Origin of the sequence: Psychrobacter sp. CMS30, assembly GCF_904846565.1 — a bacterium.
In the GTDB taxonomy this organism is placed as follows: domain Bacteria; phylum Pseudomonadota; class Gammaproteobacteria; order Pseudomonadales; family Moraxellaceae; genus Psychrobacter; species Psychrobacter maritimus.
In genome coordinates this window covers 1-20,276 of the sequence record NZ_CAJHBF010000011.1, presented here as the reverse complement: position 1 = coordinate 20,276, position 20,276 = coordinate 1, and the positions used below count along the sequence as shown (strand labels likewise).

The 20,276-nt window shown below is 42.0% G+C and carries 16 protein-coding genes and 1 pseudogene; 7 read left to right on the top strand and 10 right to left on the bottom strand.

Features of this window, described 5'->3' with window-relative positions:
* Nucleotides 1–105 precede the first annotated feature (105 nt).
* Nucleotides 106–1,650 (top strand): surface lipoprotein assembly modifier, encoded by a 1,545-nt coding sequence (locus JMX94_RS07450; protein ID WP_201564712.1) that lies wholly within the window; start codon nt 106–108, stop codon nt 1,648–1,650.
* A gap of 99 nt (nt 1,651–1,749) precedes the next feature.
* Here JMX94_RS07450 and JMX94_RS07445 read toward each other — a convergent pair whose 3' ends face one another.
* The 4 genes from JMX94_RS07445 to JMX94_RS07430 form a co-directional block, all read right to left on the bottom strand.
* Entirely contained in the window at nt 1,750–2,553 is an 804-nt protein-coding gene (locus tag JMX94_RS07445; RefSeq protein ID WP_265088943.1) for an IS3 family transposase, read from the bottom strand.
* Nucleotides 2,554–2,602: 49 nt separating this feature from the next.
* Nucleotides 2,603–3,097 carry a helix-turn-helix domain-containing protein gene (locus tag JMX94_RS07440; protein WP_227673556.1) on the bottom strand — a complete coding sequence of 165 codons (495 nt, stop codon included), beginning with the start codon at nt 3,095–3,097 and terminating at the stop codon, nt 2,603–2,605.
* 88 nt (nt 3,098–3,185) lie between these two features.
* The gene (gene putP / locus JMX94_RS07435; RefSeq protein WP_201564710.1) at nt 3,186–4,685 is read right to left on the bottom strand and encodes a sodium/proline symporter PutP; all 1,500 of its coding nucleotides are present in this window, start codon (nt 4,683–4,685) and stop codon (nt 3,186–3,188) included.
* Between the two features lie 510 nt (nt 4,686–5,195).
* Nucleotides 5,196–6,068, bottom strand: a complete 873-nt coding sequence (locus JMX94_RS07430; RefSeq protein WP_201564708.1) for a LysR family transcriptional regulator — start codon at nt 6,066–6,068, stop codon at nt 5,196–5,198.
* Between the two features lie 417 nt (nt 6,069–6,485).
* Here JMX94_RS07430 and leuC point away from each other — a divergent pair, with 417 nt between their 5' ends.
* The 6 genes from leuC (at nt 6,486) to JMX94_RS07400 (ending at nt 13,084) form a co-directional block, all read left to right on the top strand.
* Nucleotides 6,486–7,904: a 3-isopropylmalate dehydratase large subunit gene (leuC, locus tag JMX94_RS07425; RefSeq protein WP_201564706.1), complete on the top strand. Its 1,419-nt coding sequence runs from the start codon at nt 6,486–6,488 to the stop codon at nt 7,902–7,904.
* Nucleotides 7,905–7,980: 76 nt separating this feature from the next.
* Complete coding sequence (locus tag JMX94_RS07420) at nt 7,981–8,394, top strand: hypothetical protein (protein WP_201564704.1); 414 nt, start codon at nt 7,981–7,983, stop codon at nt 8,392–8,394.
* 47 nt (nt 8,395–8,441) lie between these two features.
* A complete protein-coding gene (gene leuD, locus JMX94_RS07415) occupies nt 8,442–9,092 on the top strand; it encodes a 3-isopropylmalate dehydratase small subunit (protein ID WP_201564702.1) in 651 nt (216 codons plus the stop codon).
* Nucleotides 9,093–9,277: 185 nt separating this feature from the next.
* Complete coding sequence (locus tag JMX94_RS07410; protein WP_201564700.1) at nt 9,278–10,048, top strand: hypothetical protein; 771 nt, start codon at nt 9,278–9,280, stop codon at nt 10,046–10,048.
* Nucleotides 10,049–10,287: 239 nt separating this feature from the next.
* On the top strand, nt 10,288–11,391 hold the full coding sequence (leuB, locus tag JMX94_RS07405; protein WP_201564698.1) for a 3-isopropylmalate dehydrogenase: 1,104 nt from the start codon (nt 10,288–10,290) through the stop codon (nt 11,389–11,391).
* A gap of 484 nt (nt 11,392–11,875) precedes the next feature.
* Nucleotides 11,876–13,084: a L,D-transpeptidase family protein gene (locus JMX94_RS07400; RefSeq protein WP_201564696.1), complete on the top strand. Its 1,209-nt coding sequence runs from the start codon at nt 11,876–11,878 to the stop codon at nt 13,082–13,084.
* A gap of 498 nt (nt 13,085–13,582) precedes the next feature.
* On the opposite strand, the gene infA is transcribed toward JMX94_RS07400, so the two are convergent.
* From infA to JMX94_RS07370, 6 genes and pseudogenes are all read right to left on the bottom strand, one after another.
* Nucleotides 13,583–13,804 carry a translation initiation factor IF-1 gene (gene infA / locus JMX94_RS07395; RefSeq protein ID WP_021814850.1) on the bottom strand — a complete coding sequence of 74 codons (222 nt, stop codon included), beginning with the start codon at nt 13,802–13,804 and terminating at the stop codon, nt 13,583–13,585.
* Between the two features lie 160 nt (nt 13,805–13,964).
* Entirely contained in the window at nt 13,965–14,804 is an 840-nt protein-coding gene (gene truA / locus JMX94_RS07390) for a tRNA pseudouridine(38-40) synthase TruA (protein ID WP_201564688.1), read from the bottom strand.
* Between the two features lie 118 nt (nt 14,805–14,922).
* On the bottom strand, nt 14,923–16,008 hold the full coding sequence (locus JMX94_RS07385) for an asparaginase (protein ID WP_227673555.1): 1,086 nt from the start codon (nt 16,006–16,008) through the stop codon (nt 14,923–14,925).
* A gap of 206 nt (nt 16,009–16,214) precedes the next feature.
* Nucleotides 16,215–17,819 carry a FimV/HubP family polar landmark protein gene (locus JMX94_RS07380; protein WP_201564685.1) on the bottom strand — a complete coding sequence of 535 codons (1,605 nt, stop codon included), beginning with the start codon at nt 17,817–17,819 and terminating at the stop codon, nt 16,215–16,217.
* A gap of 57 nt (nt 17,820–17,876) precedes the next feature.
* Nucleotides 17,877–19,661 carry a FimV family protein gene (locus JMX94_RS07375; protein ID WP_201564683.1) on the bottom strand — a complete coding sequence of 595 codons (1,785 nt, stop codon included), beginning with the start codon at nt 19,659–19,661 and terminating at the stop codon, nt 17,877–17,879.
* 111 nt (nt 19,662–19,772) lie between these two features.
* Nucleotides 19,773–20,270 (bottom strand): annotated as a pseudogene (locus JMX94_RS07370) (S-adenosylmethionine:tRNA ribosyltransferase-isomerase); the annotation flags it as partial.
* Nucleotides 20,271–20,276 lie beyond the last annotated feature (6 nt).

Here is a 20,276-nt window from a genome sequence, read left to right as displayed (position 1 = left end):
TCCTAGGACGCTTTTTTGCTCGCTTAAAGCATTAAAATCCCTTAGGATAACTAAAGTTGGAATAATGTTTAGAAAAATAGTGATCGTACTTAGGTAAGGATACCCATGAATAATCAATATATGCGCAAACCTCTCACCGCTTCCATTTTGCTATCGATGATGGCGTTTTCTCTACCATCAATGGCTGCTCCAGACGATTTACCAGAGATAGAACCTGATCTCGACCAGGCTACTGAGCTCCTCAAACGTGAAAGTCAAACTGCCGTATCCGACCCTACGGCACCTTCTACCACCGTTACTGACACAGAAGCACAACGTGCTATCAGAAGTCGTCAGCAACTTGCTGCTGCCACCGCTTATAATCTAGAAGCTTTAAAAGCCAACCCAGCCGCATTTAGTAAATTCTTAAATGACGCTTTAGCGGCGCAGGATATGGTGACAGTAAAGCAGGTATTGCCCCACTATAAAGCGTTAGAAACCAATGATCCTATGCTGATCAAGTTTGCTGACGCCTTGATATATCGCAGTGAAGCTAAAAACAAACAAGCGATTGAAATTTATCGTGAGATGCTAGCAGCAGATCCAGACTTCCATCCTGTCCGCTTAAATATGGCAACTGCGATGCAAGCAGATAAGCAGTATGCTGCCGCAAAAGAGCAGTTTTTAAAACTGCAGTCGGTTGATCTGCCTGCACCGGTGATGGCTAGAGTTCAAAACTCGTTAGCTCAAATCAATAGTTCTGAGCAATGGCAGTTTAATGCTTCTGCTAGCTATATTCAGGATAAAAATTTGAACGATGTCCCTGATAGTTTTGCCAGACCGGGGTATAGACCTCCAGAAAAAGTATCTGGTAAAGGGCTTCAAGTATCTGGTAGTGCAAACAAACGCTTTAATCTACCTGATAACTTTTATGCCACCGTGGGCGGAAATGCGTCGTTGAAAGGTTATTGGGATGAGACGGACTACAATGATTACCTATTTACAGCTTCCGCTGGCGTCGGTTATGACGATGCCAAAAATGATGTCTCGCTCACGCCGTTTGTGACTAAGCGATATTATGATGAAGAAGCCTATAGCTTACGTAAAGGCGTGACCGTGAGTGGCTCGCGTTGGGTTAAACCAAAGCTCAAACTAACGGCAACCGGTATTTTATCAAAAGAGACCTTTGAAGATGATGACAATCAGAACCGTGAAACAGATGGTCAGTTTTTGGGCTTAAATGCCTTTTATATTAAAGATGCTAAAGAGTATTTTTATGGTGGTCTAGGTAACTATCAAAATGATGTGCCAAAATCGGGCATTATCAGCTATGACCGTAACTCGATAAAAGTCGGTTGGGGGCGTGAGTGGAAGCGAGGTATCTCAACACTAGCGTCAGCAGGCTACGGTATTAAAAAGTATGAAGATCCTGCAATCTCTCTTTCACCAGATATTTTGAATGGATACTATGAAGTTAACGGTGGTGAGCCAGGCTCCAAAAGAGAAGACAAAACCACCTCACTGGGTCTACAAGTATGGAAGCGCGATTTCACTGTGCTTGGCTTAACGCCAAGATTGGTATTTGATTACGATACCACTTCTAGTAACTTTGCCTATTATGACGACCGTGATGAAAAATCAGCGACAGTACTATTAACGAAAACCTTTTAGTTAAACCATTTTAATTAAATACGTTTACTACGTATAAAACGCTAATAATAAAAAACCTCGCCAATTATGAACTGACCCCCAAATGTTGGACGGTTTAGTTTATAACAAGGACTGAGTTCTGTATTGCACAGGACTCAGTCCTTTTAATTTAAGTTGAATACGCTCATGATTATAATAATGCATATACTCATGAATCTGTTTCTCTAACTGCTCAATAGTTTTCGGTTTCTCAATATAAATCGTCTCGCACTTCAGCGTACCGAAGAACCCCTCCATCAGTGCATTATCTAAGCAGTTGCCTTTTCTGCTCATACTTTGCTTAATTCCATGCTGTTTAAGCGTCGTGCTAAACGGTTTCATTTGATAATGCCACCCTTGATCTGAATGCAGCATTAATCTCTTACCACGGCACGCCTTTGTCTTATCTAAAGCACTAGCTAGCATCTTACCAACTAAGTCATAAGTGGGTCTCTTTGAGAGCGTATAGGTGATGATCTCATTGTTATAACAATCAAGTATGGGTGACAAATACAGCTTATCATCACCCACCTTAAACTCAGTAATATCGGTCAGCCAGCGCTTATTTGGTTTATCTGCATGAAACTGGCGCTTTAAATAGTTCTTCGCAATCTTGCCTTGTTGTCCTTTGTAAGATCGGTACTTCTGACGTCTTATCTTTGCGCTAAGCTTCATGTTACGCATCAGCTTAGCGATGAGCTTATGGTTATGATAAACCCCTAACTGCTTTAGCGCGGCCGTGACTCTACGATAACCATACCTGCCTTTATGCTTGTGGTATATCTGAGCAATATGATGTTTTAAGTCTGCATATTTGTCTTTAACATCAAACTGACACCTATGGTAGTAAAAGACACTCTTAGCCATCTTAGCGATGTTTAGCAAAGCAGATAAAGGGTGCTCTTGTCTTAGTCCTTCGATGAGCCTTGCTTTTTCAAAGCTTGTTTCTTCTTCTGTTTGAGCAAGGCATCCAGCTTTTTAGGTAGGCGTTCTCCGCACGTAGGTACTCATTCTCACGCTTAAGCTCTGCTAGCGTCTTTTCATCATCTGGCTTGTCTGTAATAAAGGGTTTACTCATGGCGGTTCTACCTTTAGGTTTGGATATTAGTCCAGACATACCATAGAGCCGATACGCTTTGTGCCAGTGGCTAATTAAGGCCGGTGAGCTGATGTTAAACGTTAGAGCGACCTCGGATTGACTTAATCCTTCCTTAAGCATGGTCGTAATCACGTGATGTTTAAACTCACTGCTGTATTTGGCCTTACTTGTCTTTGGCTTAATGGCATCTATGCCACCGCTTTGGTATTGTTTAACCCATTTTTGTACAAGTTTCGAATCTACTTTAAACTTCTCACTTGTGGCAAGTCCGGTATGTCCTTGCCGATAGTATGCGATGACTTTTATCTTAAAGTCTAGGTCGTAATGCATAAAAATACCCCATAAGTTGTGTCCAACTTATGGGGTTCAGTTCAAATTAGCGAGGTTTTTTTGTCATACAATAATGAATAAAAACTACTTATCTATCTAAGTTCATTTCCATCTCTTCAAACTTCGCCGATACTGAAGGTCTTGGACCGCCAGTCATGATACTCACGGCAAAAATAGCGATAGTACTTAAGATAAAGCCTGGAACGATAGCGTATAACCAGCTGTTTAATGGCACGCCATTCATCTGGAAAGGACCATAAACCCATAAGATAACAGTCAATGCACCGACGACCATGCCAGCAACGGCACCGTTACGGTTCATACGACGCCATGTAAGGCTGAAAATAACCAATGGTCCAAATGCTGCGCCAAATCCTGCCCAAGCGTTAGATACTAAGCTGAGTACAGAACTTTCTGGGTTCGAAGCAAGTAGAATTGCGACTACAGCAACCACGACAACTGAGAGTCGACCAACCAATACTTGACGCGCTTCTGGCGCATCTCTATCAAAGAATAGCTTATAAACATCCTTAGTCAATGAGCTTGATACCACGAGTAGTTGAGAGGAAATCGTACTCATAATAGCGGCTAAAATGGCGGCTAATAAGAAACCCGATACCAGTGGATGGAACAAGAACTGGGTAAAGACCAAAAAGATGGTTTCAGGGTCGTCTAATGTCATTGCCGTTTTTTGTACATAGGCGCGACCAGCGATACCTGTCACACAAGCACCGATAAGGCTGATAATCATCCAGCTCATACCGATATTACGCGCAGTGGGGATATCTTTTACTGAGCGAATGGCCATAAAACGGACGATAATATGCGGCTGACCAAAATAACCAAGCCCCCAAGCGAGTAGCGATACAATTCCCAGTACCGTCATGCCGCTGGTAATATCTAACATACTAGGGTCAATGGCTCTAATAGCATTGGTCGTCGCCGACACACCACCAAGGTCGGTCAAGGCGACGATAGGTACGATGACCATAGCAAACAGCATGATGATACCCTGTACAAAGTCAGTCATCGATACCGCTAAGAAACCACCAAATAGCGTATAAGCAACGACCACACCTGCGGTTACCCATAGACCTGTACTATAAGAAAGATTTAATGAGCTTTCAAAAAGTTTACCACCACCGACTAAACTGGCAGCGGTATAAACGGTAAAGAATAAGATAATAACCACGGCAGAGATGACACGTAGCAAATGCGACTTGTCTTCAAAGCGGTTGGCAAAATAATCTGGCAAAGTGATGGCGTTGTCAGCGACTTCGGTATAAACACGAAGGCGCGGTGCCACGATAAGATAGTTTAGAAAAGCACCCAAGGTTAAACCAATGGCAATCCATGCACTGACGACACCGTCAGCGTACATAGCACCTGGCAAACCAAGTAGTAACCAGCCTGACATGTCCGATGCGCCTGCTGATAAGGCAGTGACTGCAGGGCCTAAACTACGACCACCAAGCATATAGCCTTCAGTATCATTGGCTTGCTTAAAATAAGCATAAATGCCAATCCCAATCATCACTAAGAAATAGGCGCCAAGTGATATCATCACGCCACTAGAAACTCCGTTCATATAAACTGTCCTTAACCAACATAATTGGCTGTCATTATTTTGAATGATAAAAATTAGGTCTTACAAGACGCTGTTCGAAAACAATGTCTTAAGATGAAAGAATCTAAAGACGAAAAAAGCCATTAAGTAGGACATAATGGCTTTTATTCAAAATCTTCTGTTAGTTTTATATGATTGATGCTGTTCTAGGACTGCTATCTATAAAGTCATGATGAAACACAAACGGCAATACATAGTTCAATTTTACATTTTTATTGTTCGCATCTGCTTATCATGTATAAATCTCAGTCGTTTATATAACCAATCATTTAAAACCACTAGACCTACTGTTTACTATCATATATTACTAGAAGTGTTCAATATATGACTATCAGTGTGCTTAAGGTAAATTTATGTTATCTAAACAACGTCAAATGTATTATAACGTATGAGTGGCACAAATGCGAATGCGCTATTTTGCTAAATAACGCAGTTCTTTTAGCCAATATTCATAAAGAGTCTACCTAGTCTCTATTCAATGGGCGCTAGCAGCTCTAATAATGCCGTCACGCTGCTAGATTGCGTCAGTTTTGGATTGATGACCACGCCCAAATAGCGCTGCAATTCGATATTATCTGCCATATCAATACGTTCTAAATCCTGACTGACCATCGTTTGTGGTAATACCGACCAGCCAAGCCCAACAGAAACCAACATCCGAATAGACTCAAGCGGGTTGGTGCTCATAGTGGCGTAAGGTTTTAGATTGTGCTTAGCAAATTCCGCCAAGGTAATCTGACTGGTAAAGGTATTGGCAGATGGCAGGATTGCAGGATAGCGCGCCAATTGCTCGAGCGTTACATTGGATTTGGTCGCTAAAGGCGATAAAGTGCCGGTCATAAAGTAGAGCGGATCTGACCATAAGGTATGATAGGTCAAACGCTTATCATAGACGGGCGGCAGCGTTAAAAATGCCAATGATAAATCACCATCGAGCACCGCTTTATGGGCAGTTTCTGAATCGACAAAATGCACTTCTAGTTGTACAGCAGGATAAGCTTGGATAAAATGCTTAAGCACAGGGGCTAGGTGATGCAAGCCGATATGATGGCTGGTACCAATCACCAATTTGCCAGAGACGATATGCTGCGAATGCTGTAGGTTAATTTTAAAGTTTTCATAATCTTCAAGCCAGCGTTTGGCATGAGGCAGCATTTCACTGGCGGCTTGCGTCGGTACAATGCCGCGACCAACCGTATCAAATAGGGTGATATTAAACTCATCTTCTAAATTTTTGATGCGCTTACTGACCGCAGGCTGAGTAATAAATAGCTTTTCTGCTGCACCTGAGATGCTGCCTGTCTTCATAACAGTGACAAATGTCGTCAAATTTGTGGTATTCACACCGATGTCCTTAGCTACATAACGAGCTATAAATAAAAGTTGGCTAGCCTAATCATAATGAATTAGAAATAAAAGTTTGTGACTATGCAAAAATCATCAATTATTATTATAGGATTAGCCTGCTATAATCACAAGACATCTAGACGTATTGTGACATATTTATTCTGTTAACGTCATGATTGGCAGTATATGGCGTATTTTGAGTAGCCATTAATGCAATAGATGATAAATCTTATAAAATATCTGTGTTTATTCTTTGTGCCTATAACGTCTTAATCAGGCTTTATAAAACATAAATGAATAACCAGGTAGTAACAAAGTATTAAATTAAAGTGCGTCAGTAGACAAAAATATTTTGTCACTCACTCATTATTAAAGCAGTCATTCAGAAATTAGCAACTAAAAAAGGATAGCAACATGGCCGGTCAAACGTTATATGACAAACTTTGGAATGCTCACGAAGTCACCAAGCGCGATGATGGTTCGAGCCTGATTTATATCGACCGCCATTTGCTACACGAAGTGACAAGCCCGCAAGCATTTGAAGGCTTAGAGCTTGCCAATCGTGCGCCGTGGCGTATGTCGGCTAATATCGCAAGCCCTGACCATAATGTACCGACAGTGACTAAAGAGCGCTCAGAAGGCGTGGCTGGTATCAAAGACAAAGTATCGCGCTTACAAGTACTAACCTTGGATGAAAACTGTGCCAAGTTTGATATCGCTGAATTTACCATTAATGATGCGCGTCAAGGTATCTTGCACGTGGTCGGTCCTGAGCAAGGCTTAGTCTTGCCTGGTATGACGGTCGTTTGTGGTGATTCACATACCGCCACCCATGGTGCTCTTGGCTGCTTGGCACACGGTATCGGCACCTCAGAAGTTGAGCATGTATTGGCAACCCAGTGTTTGATTCAAAAGAAATCAAAAAATATGCAAATCCGGGTCACCGGTAAGCTTGGCGCTGGCGTGACGTCAAAAGACGTGGTGCTTGCTATCATTGCTAAAATCGGTACCGCTGGCGGGACGGGGCATGCGATTGAGTTTGCCGGACAAGTATTTGAAGACATGAGCATGGAAGGTCGTATGACCGTCTGTAATATGGCAATTGAAGCGGGCGCACGCGTCGGCATGGTTGCCGTCGATGATACGACCATTGACTATGTGAAAGGCCGTCCTTATGCACCGACTGAGGAGCAGTGGGAGCAAGCGGAAGCTTATTGGCGCACCTTGTACTCAGATGATGATGCCGTATTTGATACCGTGGTTGAGATTGATGGTAGCGAGATAGCACCGCAAGTTTCTTGGGGCACCTCACCTGAAATGGTCGTTGATATCACTCAGTCGGTGCCAACGCCTGACCAAGCGGTTGATGAAGCGCAAGAAGAGGGCTGGTTACGTGCTTATACTTATATGGGTTTAGAAGCTGGGCAAAAAATCACCGATATCCAGCTTGACCGTATCTTTATTGGTTCATGTACCAACTCACGTATCGAAGATTTACGTGATGCAGCAGCGGTTATTAAAGGTCGTAAAGTTGCCGATAATATTAAAGAAGCCATTGTTGTCGCAGGTTCTGGTCAAGTGAAATTGCAGGCAGAAGCAGAAGGCTTAGATGCTTTGTTTACGGAAGCGGGTTTTGAGTGGCGCGAGCCGGGCTGCTCTATGTGTTTGGCGATGAATGCCGATAAGCTTGAGCCGCAAGAGCATTGTGCCTCAACGTCTAACCGTAACTTTGAGGGTCGTCAGGGTAATGGCGGTCGTACGCATTTGGTCAGCCCAGCGATGGCAGCAGCAGCAGCTTTGGCTGGTCACTTTGTCGATGTGCGCACGTTTTAACTTTGCATTTCTATAGAGCATAAAAATGAAAATGCTGTTTATTTTATTTTGCTTATTGGGTAGCTCTCAGCTAGCGATGGCTCGTGATTACTGTAATGGAAGATTTGCCTATTGTGTCGATGTGCCAAATCAATTGACATGGTTGCCTGAGGCAGATAATGGTGATGGTCGTCATTTTAAGTTACCCAACTCTAATGCCACTATTTTGGTCTTTGGGAGTAATACACCAATTGTTTTCTTTTATACAGATAGTGATTATCTAAAAGAGAAGCAGCATCAATATAAAGCTGGCATGACAGTTACTTACGAGCTGTTAAAAGACAAAACCTATACAGCAAGCGGCTATAGAAAAGACGGTCAAGTTTTTTATCATGTTATTAAAGTTAAGGATGGTCAGGAAGCAGTATTACATCTGAACTATCCTGAGAGTGAAAAAGATAGGATGACTAAGATAGTTAAGCAAATGGCACGCTCTTTTAAGCTGTATTAAGCAGCCAGAAAATTTTACGTTAGTAATCGATATTTTAAGGAAATCTTATGCAAGCTTATAACACCCAAACGGGTATCGTTTGTCCGCTCGATCGCGCAAACGTCGATACCGACCAAATTATCGCCAAACAATTTTTAAAATCCATTAAACGTACTGGCTTTGGCGTCAATTTATTTGATGATTGGCGTTACCTTGACGAAGGTTATCCAGGTCAAGACAATAGCACCCGCGTGATTAACCCAGATTTTGTCTTGAATCAGCCGCGTTATCAAGGCGCAACCATATTGCTGGCACGCAGAAACTTTGGCTGTGGCTCGAGCCGTGAACATGCACCTTGGGCGCTTTCAGAATACGGCTTTCGTACTATCATTGCACCAAGCTTTGCTGATATTTTTTATAATAACTGCTTTAAAAATGGCATGCTGCCAATCGTCTTGGATGAAGCCATCGTTGATACCTTGATGAAAGCAACGCTTGCCAATGAAGGCTATGAGTTAACCGCCGACCTCGAGCGTCAAGTGGTTATTACCCCAAGCGGTGAAGAGTATGCTTTTGAGGTCGATGAGTTTCGTAAGCATTGCTTGCTCAATGGTCTTGATGATATCGGTCTGACTTTGCAGCAAAGCGATGCGATTAAAGACTATGAGCATAAAATGATGCAAAAAACGCCTTGGATATTTAATGACGTTAGAGCATAGCTATTAGATAATAGTCCTTAGTATTCAAAGGACTGGTAAAATTTTTTTAGTAGAAAATATTATTCAACATATAAAAGTGCTCAACGCTAATACAGCGTTGAGTTATGGTAATTAAGTGGCTAAAATGAATGATAATGTATTTTTACCTTATCGTAATTTCTACCTCATAAATAGTAGCCACCATTATGAATAAAACACGCTTTGTTGTATGGACAAGTACGGCTATTGCCGCAAGTTTATTATTATCTGGCTGTCAGGTATTGACGGGTTATCAACAAATAGACTCGGCAGAAAATGCCAAGGTATGGACTGGGAAAATAACCCCTGTCGCCGGTGAAGTAAATATTGCCTGTGTCGGTACTTATCATTGCGAAATTGCCCGCATTGACCAGACGCGCATTATAGGTAGTGATACTCATGAGCCTCTTAATCCTGCCATGCTGGTTGCGATGCAAGCGGTGAATGCAAACGGTAAGAGCCGTACTGGTAATAAGCATGGACAAGCGCCAATGGCGATGGATATGACGCCGCTTACTCATAAAAAAGCGATAAAAATTGTACCCTTGTCAGCATCTGCTATGCCTGGGCTAACCAATTATTATGCGCGAGTAAAGCCTGGCAAGCGTGAGGTACAAGTCAATTTCTATCCAGAAAATAACGTGGGCTATGTCGAGCGTTTCGCGATGATTCACGATTTTTCTGAGGCAGGAACCTATCAGCTGCGCGCTTATCAAAAAAAATCAAGCAACAACTCAGGCAGTTTGCTTGATAGTGCTTCGCCAGAGCCGTTATGTGTTGAGCTATATCAAGGCAATAGTGTCCAGCGCCGCTTTTGCAAAGAGATAGGGGCTGAGCATCAAGGGGAGTTTGTGGAAACTCGTGTTGTTAAAGCTGAACCTACTCAGTCGCCATCAAAGCCACTAGCAAAAAATAAAGTAAAAGCCAAAGTTTCATAAAAAAGCGTTTACATCGAAGCTTATTTAAAAAAGTTTATTTAAAGAAACTTATTTAAAGGAACTTATTTAAACAGATAGACCCTGACTTCTTGTGTAACACATTGCACAAGAAGTCATTTTTTAACAGACTCCTATAAACTTGTCAGCAGTACCCTAAATAGCAATACCATAAGTATTAGTAGCATAAACATCAATTCCATAAAGAATATTTACTTAACCATTTACTCACAAGGATCAGTATGGCAACGATTTTAACATTAGCAGGCGATGGCATCGGCCCTGAAATCATGACTCAAGCCGTTGATGTGCTTAATGCTGTCAATAATAAGTTTGAATTAGGCTTAACCCTTGAATCTGGATTAATCGGTGGTGTGGCGTTTGATGCCACGGGTGAACCGTTGCCCGAAGAAACGCTACAACGTGCGCGTGCAGCAGATGCGGTGTTATTGGGTGCGGTTGGCGGCCCTAAGTGGGATGGTATTGAGCGTAGCAAACGTCCTGAGCGTGGCTTACTTAAAATTCGTAGTGAGCTTGGTTTGTTTGCCAATCTGCGCGTAGCCAAACTTTATCCGCAGCTTGTTAATGCTTCAAGCATCAAGCCTGAGATTATCTCGGGTCTAGACTTGCTGATTGTACGTGAATTAACTGGTGGTATTTATTTCGGTGAGCCGCGCGGTATTCGTACCTTAGCGAATGGTGAGCAGCAAGGCTATAACACCATGGTTTATAGCACCAGTGAAATTCAACGCATCGGTAAGGTTGCTTTTGAATTGGCGAAAACTCGTGCACAAGCAGCAGGTACGCCAGCCAAAGTTTGCTCAATCGATAAAGCCAATGTTTTAGAAGTCACTGAGCTGTGGAAGCAGACGATGATTGAGATGCAGCAAGCGGATTATAACGATGTGGCGTTATCGCATATGTATGCGGACAATGCTTGTATGCAGCTGATTAAAGACCCTAAGCAGTTTGATGTAATGGTCACAGGCAACATGTTTGGTGATATCTTATCTGATGAAGCGGCGATGCTGACCGGTTCTATCGGTATGCTGCCATCGGCGAGCCTCAATGAGGCGGGTAAAGGCATGTATGAGCCTTGCCATGGTTCAGCCCCTGATATCGCTGGTCAAGACAAAGCCAATCCATTGGCGACCATTTTATCTGTGGCAATGATGCTGCGTTATACCTTTAAACAAGAAGCTGCCGCGCAAGCGATTGAGCAAGCAGTCAGTGACGTACTTGACGATGGGTTACGTACCATTGATATCCTCGATCGTAGCGAGACAGGACTCAAGCAAGTAGGTTGTCAAGAAATGGGGCAGGCGGTACTGGCAAAATTGGTTTAGTGATGCAGCTTTAATATAAGCGGATTTTTCAAATATTGTTAACTAGAAGCCCTAATAGCCAGAAATCTTAAAGACTAGAAAGCATGATAAAGAGAAATCCTTATAGCGCGAAACCCATAATTTGCTTAGCAAATTATGGGTTTTTTTATACCTATTTAAAAGATTTATTCACCGTAACACACTCAATAAGCTGGTCGCAAAAAAGGACTTTTTTTAACACAGATGCCGCAGGATAAGGCTTTTATTAACATAAAGCTGTTATATGCTGACAGGCTAATATGTCACTATAGGCGAGCTTACTAAGTTATTAAAATACTAAGTCATTAGAATAAGCGCTATTTATTAACCTTAGTTTTTCTACGAAAGAAATATTTTATTAAGACATTAAAAATCACTCAAAACAAACGTCTTAATAGTGAGTTTTTATCATTAAATTTCTAATAAAAAACAATATTAATAACAATAACTACTCTAGGAGTTTTACATGTACCAATTAACCAAAATTAGCAGCGCACTGGCAGCGTTGGGTTTATTGACATTCTTATTGATGGGCCAAAGCTTTGCTGCTACTAATGACAATAATACTAATGCTACTAATGATAATAGTGCAAATGCGACAAGCAACGCCGCTACCAATGAAACCGTTACCAGTAAGGCAGCGTCCAACACTGTCAGTAAAGAAGCTGCTGCTAACAATGCCAAAGATATCAGCCCAGTGACCAATGGGGTGAGCCAAAAAGTTGCTGGTAACAGTAGAGCTGCCGTATCGTTGAATAAGTTTTTACCGACCATTAAATATACGACAGAAAATCTGCCAGTAGTCGCGCAAAAGATAAATGCCGCTACTTGGAAGGAAGGCACTAAAATTGATCGTAATGTCGGTACCAAGCTACAAGCCTTGTTGAACTGGAACCAAAATGGTGTTGGTCCGGTAGATGGCTATTGGGGTAAAAATACCATCAAAGCCATGCAAGCTTTTCAAAAGGCCAATGGTTTGACCGTAACTAATGATTTGAATAATGAGACTTGGCAAGCATTAACCAAAAATGAAAAACTGATGACACAGCCAGTATTGGTCAGTTATCAGCTGAGTGAGGCGGATGTTAATATTAAAACCACGAGCATTCCAGCAGGCGCAGAAGCCAAGGCTAAGCTCGATGGTATGTATTATGAAAGCGTGACGGAAGGCTTGGCAGAAAAGTTCCATATCAGTGAAAAATATCTTAAAACGCTCAATCCTACCGCTAAATTTACCGCGGGTGAAACCATCACTGTTTATAACCCTGGCAATCCTAATACCAAGCCTGTGAGCCGAGTCGTCGCTGATAAAGCCACCGAAACGCTATACGCTTATGATGCTAAAGATAACTTAATAGCCAGCTATCCGACCACGGTAGGCAGCACAGCGACGCCCTCGCCAACAGGGACGCATACGGTAGAAGTAAAGGTACATGAGCCCAATTATACCTACACAGGCAATGATGGTAGCAAAGCTATCATTCCACCAGGTCCTAATAATCCAGTCGGGTTGGTATGGATAGGACTGAGTAAGCCTTCATACGGTATTCATGGTTCACCAGATCCTGCGCGTATCAGCCGTCAAGCATCAGCAGGCTGTATACGCTTGACTAACTGGGACGCGCTTGCACTGTTAGGTGTGATTCAAAATGGTGCAACCGTTGAGTTTAAATAAGTCATCACTATATTGGTTAGCAATAAAATCGATGCGCTAGATACGCTAACAGTTACGTGCGACTGGTATAAAATGAACACAGAGCTATTGGTATTCATTTTGCGCAGCCTCTGTCTGCGTAGGCACAGCAAGCAAGAAAAATGAATACCAGTAGCGCGTTATAATACTTGTACTGATTTTATTTAAGATTGACTATATCGGTTGCAAAGTGAATTCACTATATTTATAGGTTGTTATTTAAAAACCGTTATTTAAAAACGGCTATTGAAAAGTTGTTATTAAAAAAACAATTAAGTCCTAAGATTTCGGTCTTAAAATGAAAACAAAAAAATACCGCTAAAAGTAGCGGTATTTTTTATGGTAAAAGCAAAAAACAATATTAATAGACTAAAATATGATAGGCAATAATGAGTAGGCTAGCAGTATCATTATTATTATCAGTTAAACCTCTCAAGCATTTATATTAATGCTGTTATAACCATTTTAGCCAATAAGAATTTAGTTTTTACCACGGTAAGTAATGCGACCTTTTGATAAATCGTAAGGCGTCATCTCAACCTTAACTTTATCGCCAGTCAAAATGCGAATGTAATGTTTGCGCATCTTACCTGAGATGTGCGCAATGATTTCGTGTCCGTTTTCTAAACGAACTTTAAACAATGTATTTGGAAGGGTATCAATGACTTCGCCTTCAAATTCAATAATATCGTCTTTTGCCATAATTTGTATCAATCAATTAAAAATAAGCCCATATTATACGTAACTTAGCGGATTAAAGCAATACGGAACCTGATTTTTGCTTGACAGCCTGTAAGTGATATGTATGTTATCTTTTAACGAGGGGCTGTAGTAGATAAGCACTATGCCCGCTTATATTAGCTTAATCGGGTAGGTTGAGCCAAATAGGCGTTAAAGGCGCATCGGGCAGTAATTGTTGAAAAAGATTAGGATAATAGGCGTTAATAAAATACAAGCCATCACCAGAAGCTGTCGGCGGCGCAATCGTACGATCTTTTTTGGCTAAAATATCCAAAAATGCTGCGGGCGGCAATTCGTGTCGACCGATAGCATATAAAGTGCCCATGAGGTTACGTACCATATGATGCAAAAATCCGTCTGCTTGAATGTCAAAAACAATAAATTGACCGTGGGTAAAGAGTCTTGCATGACTGACTGAGCGGACGGGCTGATTAGACTGACAGGCAGCGGCACGATAGCTGCTAAAATCGTGAGTACCAACGATATCAGCCGCCGCTACTTGCATCGCTGCTAAATCCAGCGGCTCATAAATATGAGTCACTTGGTGATTTAAAATAGCAGGGCGCTGGGCTTGATTGAGCGTGATATAGCGATAACGACGGGCAATAGCCCCAAAACGGGCATGAAAGTCGTCAGGCATCGGCTGTACCCAGCGTAGGGCGATATCATCGGGCAATAAGCTGTTGACGCCGCGCAGCCAGTTATGAGGGTGACGATAGGCATGAGTGGTAAAATGGGCAATCATATTGCTGGCATGCACGCTTGCATCGGTACGACCAGCCGCGACGACCTCTACCGTCTCATTCGCGACTTTACCGATAGCTGTCTCTAACGCTTCCTGTACGCCCAATACTTCTCGTTGCCGCTGCCAACCATGATAGTGCGTACCCAAAAATTCAATGGCGATGGCTAATGTATAGGTTGGGGGAGCTTTAGCTTCGATGCTGTTAATCTCGGACATGTTAATCTCGGACATGGGTGTTATTGGGCATTCTAGTATTGGGCATTCTAGTATTGGACATTCTAGTATTGGACATTCTAGTATTGGCGCTTATAAAGTACGCATATTCAACGCTAGTCTAACGTTTCTTGATAGTAGTGCCAGCTTGATTGACATTGTTGAGCCAACGTTGACGGCGTCTTGCCGGACTATCATAACGCAGTAATAGCCATAACAGCCGTGCATAAATAGCGGGAATTGTTAAACGTCCGCCACTAATTACATGATAATCATATTGCCAACTACCGGCAGCATAGCTCTCACTGACCCCGCCAAATGGAGACTGGCTAGCGCATACCACCATGTGGCCATTTTTATAAGCAAGTTCTAGTGCTTCTGCTAGCGCTGGCGAATAAGGAACGTTGCCTGCGCCGAAACCTAATAAAATAATCCCACAAGGCGGCTGTGATAATAATGCCTGTAGCTGATTGCTCATCACCTCAGTGTCGTTCGGCAGGCAATATAAGGCATGAATGCGCGCTTGCTTAGCCCGAGCTTCAATATTGCTAACCAATTCCTGCTGATCATCTATCCAGTGCTGGCGGCGAGTATCTGGTAAGCTTTTGATATAACTATTGGCAGGATAGGCCGCTCGAGAGTGACCGGTAAATGCCATCAAATCGTGGCTATGAATTTTTTGTACTGTCTGCGCCGGCCAAGACTCGCCGCCAAAACCAATCTTTATACCTGATTCACCAGCTGCCGCCAATTTTAATGAATCGGTAAGGTTATCCCAGGCGTCGCTATTTGCGTCAATGGTGTAAGAGTGCAACACGTTACTGTCTAATAATGGGCGCATACTAGCGGTGATAACCACGCAAATATCACTACCAGCAAAAGCCTCTGCTAAAAACGCGCCCAAATAACTCAAAGTATCCGTACCAGTAATAAGCACAAACCGCCTGTCGCCTTGGGCATAGGCGGATAGCAAAAGCTGATAAAAATGTACAAAGTCACTAGGGGTAAGCTGGCTGCTGTCTTTAATTAAAGTATTATCAAGCCATGAAACCTGAGGCAGATTATTAGCATTATTTTGCTCAGCCAGTAAGTGTTGCAAGGTCGGCAAAAAAATATCTGCCGATAACGGTGCTAAGGGTCGCCCGTAGCTACCAAAAGTACCACCAGCATAAATGAGACGAATAAGATTGGAGCGTGTCTTTGTCATAATAGAGGAGGGCATAGTAATAGTATTAGCACAGTGAAGAGAAATGAGAGCAGAAAGCGCCGCTAAGTCTTAGGGCGCATTCTAGCAAAAATAATGAGCAATGATAGAGCGAATGATAATAGAGAGTATCAAGCTTAAATGCAAAAAAAATCAGCAAGTATTCTTAGGATAGTAGAATACTTACTGATAAGAGAAGGTGCTACTTGTTATGCAGTGCGATCTAGTAGAGTTTGCGCAAGGCTTTGTTGCTCGCTCGTACCTTGGCTTATGACTTCATTGAGTAAGCGTTTGGCACTGTCATATTCGCCCAGCTGTACATACTGACCGGCTAAGTCTAAGGTGACTTGATTGCTGTCTAACGTTTTGACGAAGTCAAAGTCAGCTGCAAAGCGTGATGAGAAGTCTTCGGCAGTTTCAACCTCAGTCTCAGCAGTAACTCCGCTATCAACATTGTTTTCAACTTCGCTTGCAAGCTCAACTGGCGTCGTCGCTGTTGGAGCACTTGTTAAAGAATCAAAGTCAAAATCATCATCAATCAGGGTATTGTCATCGAACGTAACAGTCGTTGGTGCAGTGTTAGAAGCGACTGTTTCATGAGCTGCTGTCTCATGAGGGACTTCATTTATTTCCTGCGCTGCATTGTCTTCAAAAGTAAAGTCATCAAAATTGTCTTCAATAAGAATAGACGTTTCACTTGATGGCTGTGTTTTCGTCTCTGCTTCAACTGGTGCATTGAAAGTATCAATATCATTGATATTATCAACATTATCGAGAGATAAAGTAAGGTCTTCTTGCTCTAGTTGAATAGCTTCTGTAGTGACTTCATCAATATCAGCATAAACGTTATCATCGCTAGCTTCAATTTCTAAATCTGCCAAATCTAAGACAAAGTCTTCATTGTCATCTAATGTAGTATTATTAGACGTATCATTAGATAGAGTGGTAGTAGGCACTTGCGTAGAGATATCTTGTTGCTCTGCTAAGTCGAAATCAAAATCAAAATAGGAGTCACTGGCACTACTATCGTTACTATTATCATTTTCGCTTATAACAGCTGAAGCAGTTAAAATTTTATCATCAGCGATATCTAGCTCAGTAACCGGTGTCATGCTAGTAGCGGCGGGCTCGTTAATATCGTTTTCTAAGTCATTCAGGCTCAGGTCAAAATCTTGCTCGATATTATCGAAATCATGAGAAGGAGCTAAAGTGGTGTCAGAGCTGTCTGCTAAGTCGCTTCTATAGGCAGTAGGTTGAACCGTATCATCGTCAAGATGGTTATCAATAATGGCGTTTTGACTGTCGACTTTGTCCGCAGGGATATCAAAATCAATACTTTCAAAACCTGCATCTTGGTCATTTTCAGCTGGTAGAGCATATTTGGCAGCTTGATTTTGTTCTTCAGTCAGCAATGCTTTTAATTCATCGGCTTGAGCGATACTTTTTGCATCAGCATAAGTCTTAATAGAGTCATAGACTTTATTAAAGTTATCAGATTGATCTATCGTGGCATATATCGCAAGCAGCTTAAGAGATAATTGGCTATCATTAGGTTTTTCAATAAGACCGCGATTGAGTGTTTCAATGGCTTTGTCATAGCGCTGCTGATCCATAAAACGTTGCGCAATCTCAATAGGATCAAATTTTTTGTCATTATTACTGTTGACTCGAATAAGTGTTTCTTTAGGCGCAGTTTTTCCTGCCTTTACAATTGGCTGCCCTGATGGTTTTTGCGCATTGTTTTTGCGCATGACCAAAACCGCTATTAGTACAATAAATACCAATCCGGCGATAATATATAGCATATTGTCCATAATTACTCCTGCGCCCATGATCACTATTACAACATAATACGTTGATCAGTTAGGCAATTATTGATTGCGTAGTTTTTCGAGACGAGCTTGTAGCTCCGCCAGTTTTTGGTTTTGTAATTGCAACTTTTTAGTATAACCGCCAAGCGTGCTGTTGGTTTTTGATAAACGCTGAGCCTCCGCTACTGTACTTTGTCTTGATGATTTAAGAATATCTAACACATCTGAGCTAAGTCCGTTACCCGTAGCCATAGCTGTCTTATTTTTAGTGCCATCTGCGCTACCGTCATGGCCAGGAGCGAGAACAGAAAACTGAGCGGTTGGCAGTGTCTGAGTTCTAGTTGTTACCGATGTCTCAGCTACGGTCTCAAGTGCTGTTTTTGGCGTATCAGGTTTTTTCGCAATAGTCGTATTTCGTTGCCTATTATATTGTCTCTGAACACTAATAGCTTCTTGTAATTTTTTTTGTGTTGGCATCACGTCATAATTGGGAAGGCTTAATTGAGCATTTGCTTTTAGTTGATCTGCATTTTTATTAATAAAAGCATTAGGATTTTGTGCTTGAATTTCGCTCATTACGGTTTGAACATCGAGATTATTTTTCTCTGCAATTTGCTGAGCAATGAGCCATAAGTTGTCATTACGCTGTACAGTGTAATTAACATTGTTACTAGAAGTCTTACTAGTTGTGGCATTCTCTACAGTTGAAGTATTCGCCCCTGTAGAAAGTGCGTTTGTCGCTACAGCCTGTTGTGCCGTAGTTTGGTTAGATTGAGCATTACTGTAAGGAATTTCGCTAGAGGGTACTTTATTTAAAAGAGTATTAGCAGCAACCGTATTATCAGAAGTCACTTTGGCTGTTGACAGAGAGTTATCTGGCGTCACTGCCATGGGTGCAGTCACCATAATGGTATTATCGTTCTTATTAACGTCATTTACTTTATTATAGTTAAGCTGTATCTGACGAGTAATTTTTATATTTAAAATGTCGAACAGTTGATCATTAATGGGAGTAGCAACTTTAGTATTGTCTAAAATACTGGCTGGGCTCACATGAGTAGTATTTGCCCTCACAGCTATATCATTACTTATATCATCATTATTCAAACGACTAGCAGCAGAAGGCGTTGTATTACTTGGTATCACTGTGTTTGCTGCTGACAAACTGGCTGATGTCTTAGGCGCTTGAATTTGGGGCGATTGCACATTTGGTGCTTGGCTACTCGGTAATTGAATACTAGAAGCAGACAATTTTGTAGCTACTGCTTTTGAAGCTGCTAAATCAGAAGATGATGACCTAGGCGTTGAGAACAATGGTGGCGGCATGCCTTTTCTCACCGTTAACGGTTGCGCATTCGTGGTAGAAACCTCAGGTAAGTTCGGCTTTTTTGCGCCTGTAACGATATTTTGAGTAGGGGTAATCGGCAAGCTGTTATTTAGAGGCATCAGTAATGTTTTAGGAATAACATTGCGCTGAGTACCATCATTAATAGACAGCACCACATCTGCAAAAGGCTTGGAGACAGGTTTGGTCGTTGTGATAAGAACGTGACCACTGGTGGCTGACGTCGGTTGGAAACGGACGGTCATTGAGTCAGTTGGCGTCAAGCCCATTTGCTGATAAATAGTAGAGTTTGCCAAACTGGCTGAAAAATCAGCGGTCTTAATATCAGTGACCATAATACTGGCAGCTAAAGGTTCATGCTGCGCCGAGGTGATGACTGTCTTGCCAATGGTGGCAGCTTGGGCATGAGACATAAAAGCTGCATAGCCGACTGAATAAAGCAGCGCCATTGATACTGAGCGATGTACAGTAGTCAAGCGATGAGATAAGTGACAAGACATGTGCAGCCCTTTAGAGTGAGAGTTATCTGTGTTGTTATAACAAAATACTGTTTAGTTTACCAGTTTATTTCACCGCTGTTGTGAACAATGCATGAATTGTTTGCTTAATGTTTATTCTTGCAACTGAATCTTTTTATCAAGCAGCATGGCATCACCGTAGCTAAAAAAGCGATATTGGGTATTAATGGCATGTTGATAGGCCTGTTCGATAGCGGCTTTACCTGCAAATGCTGAGACTAACATCAGCAACGTAGACTTTGGTAGATGAAAATTAGTAAACAGTTTGTCTATAACACCAAACTTAAACCCTGGATAAATAAAGATATCGGTATCACCCGCCCAACTAGAAAGCGCTTGACCATTGACCGCTGTTTTTTGATATGCAGTCTCGAGCACTCGTGTGACCGTTGTTCCAATCGCAATCACTTGCTTACCATTGGCATGCGTTTGATTAATGAGGTCAGCAGTGGTTTGGGGCAGGTGAGCATATGCGCTATGCATGGTGTGATTGAGCAAGTTGTCTGTTTTTACCGGGGCAAACGTACCAGCACCAACATGTAAGGTGACAAAAGCGGTATTAATACCTTTGGCGGCAAGCTTATCTAACACGAGCTA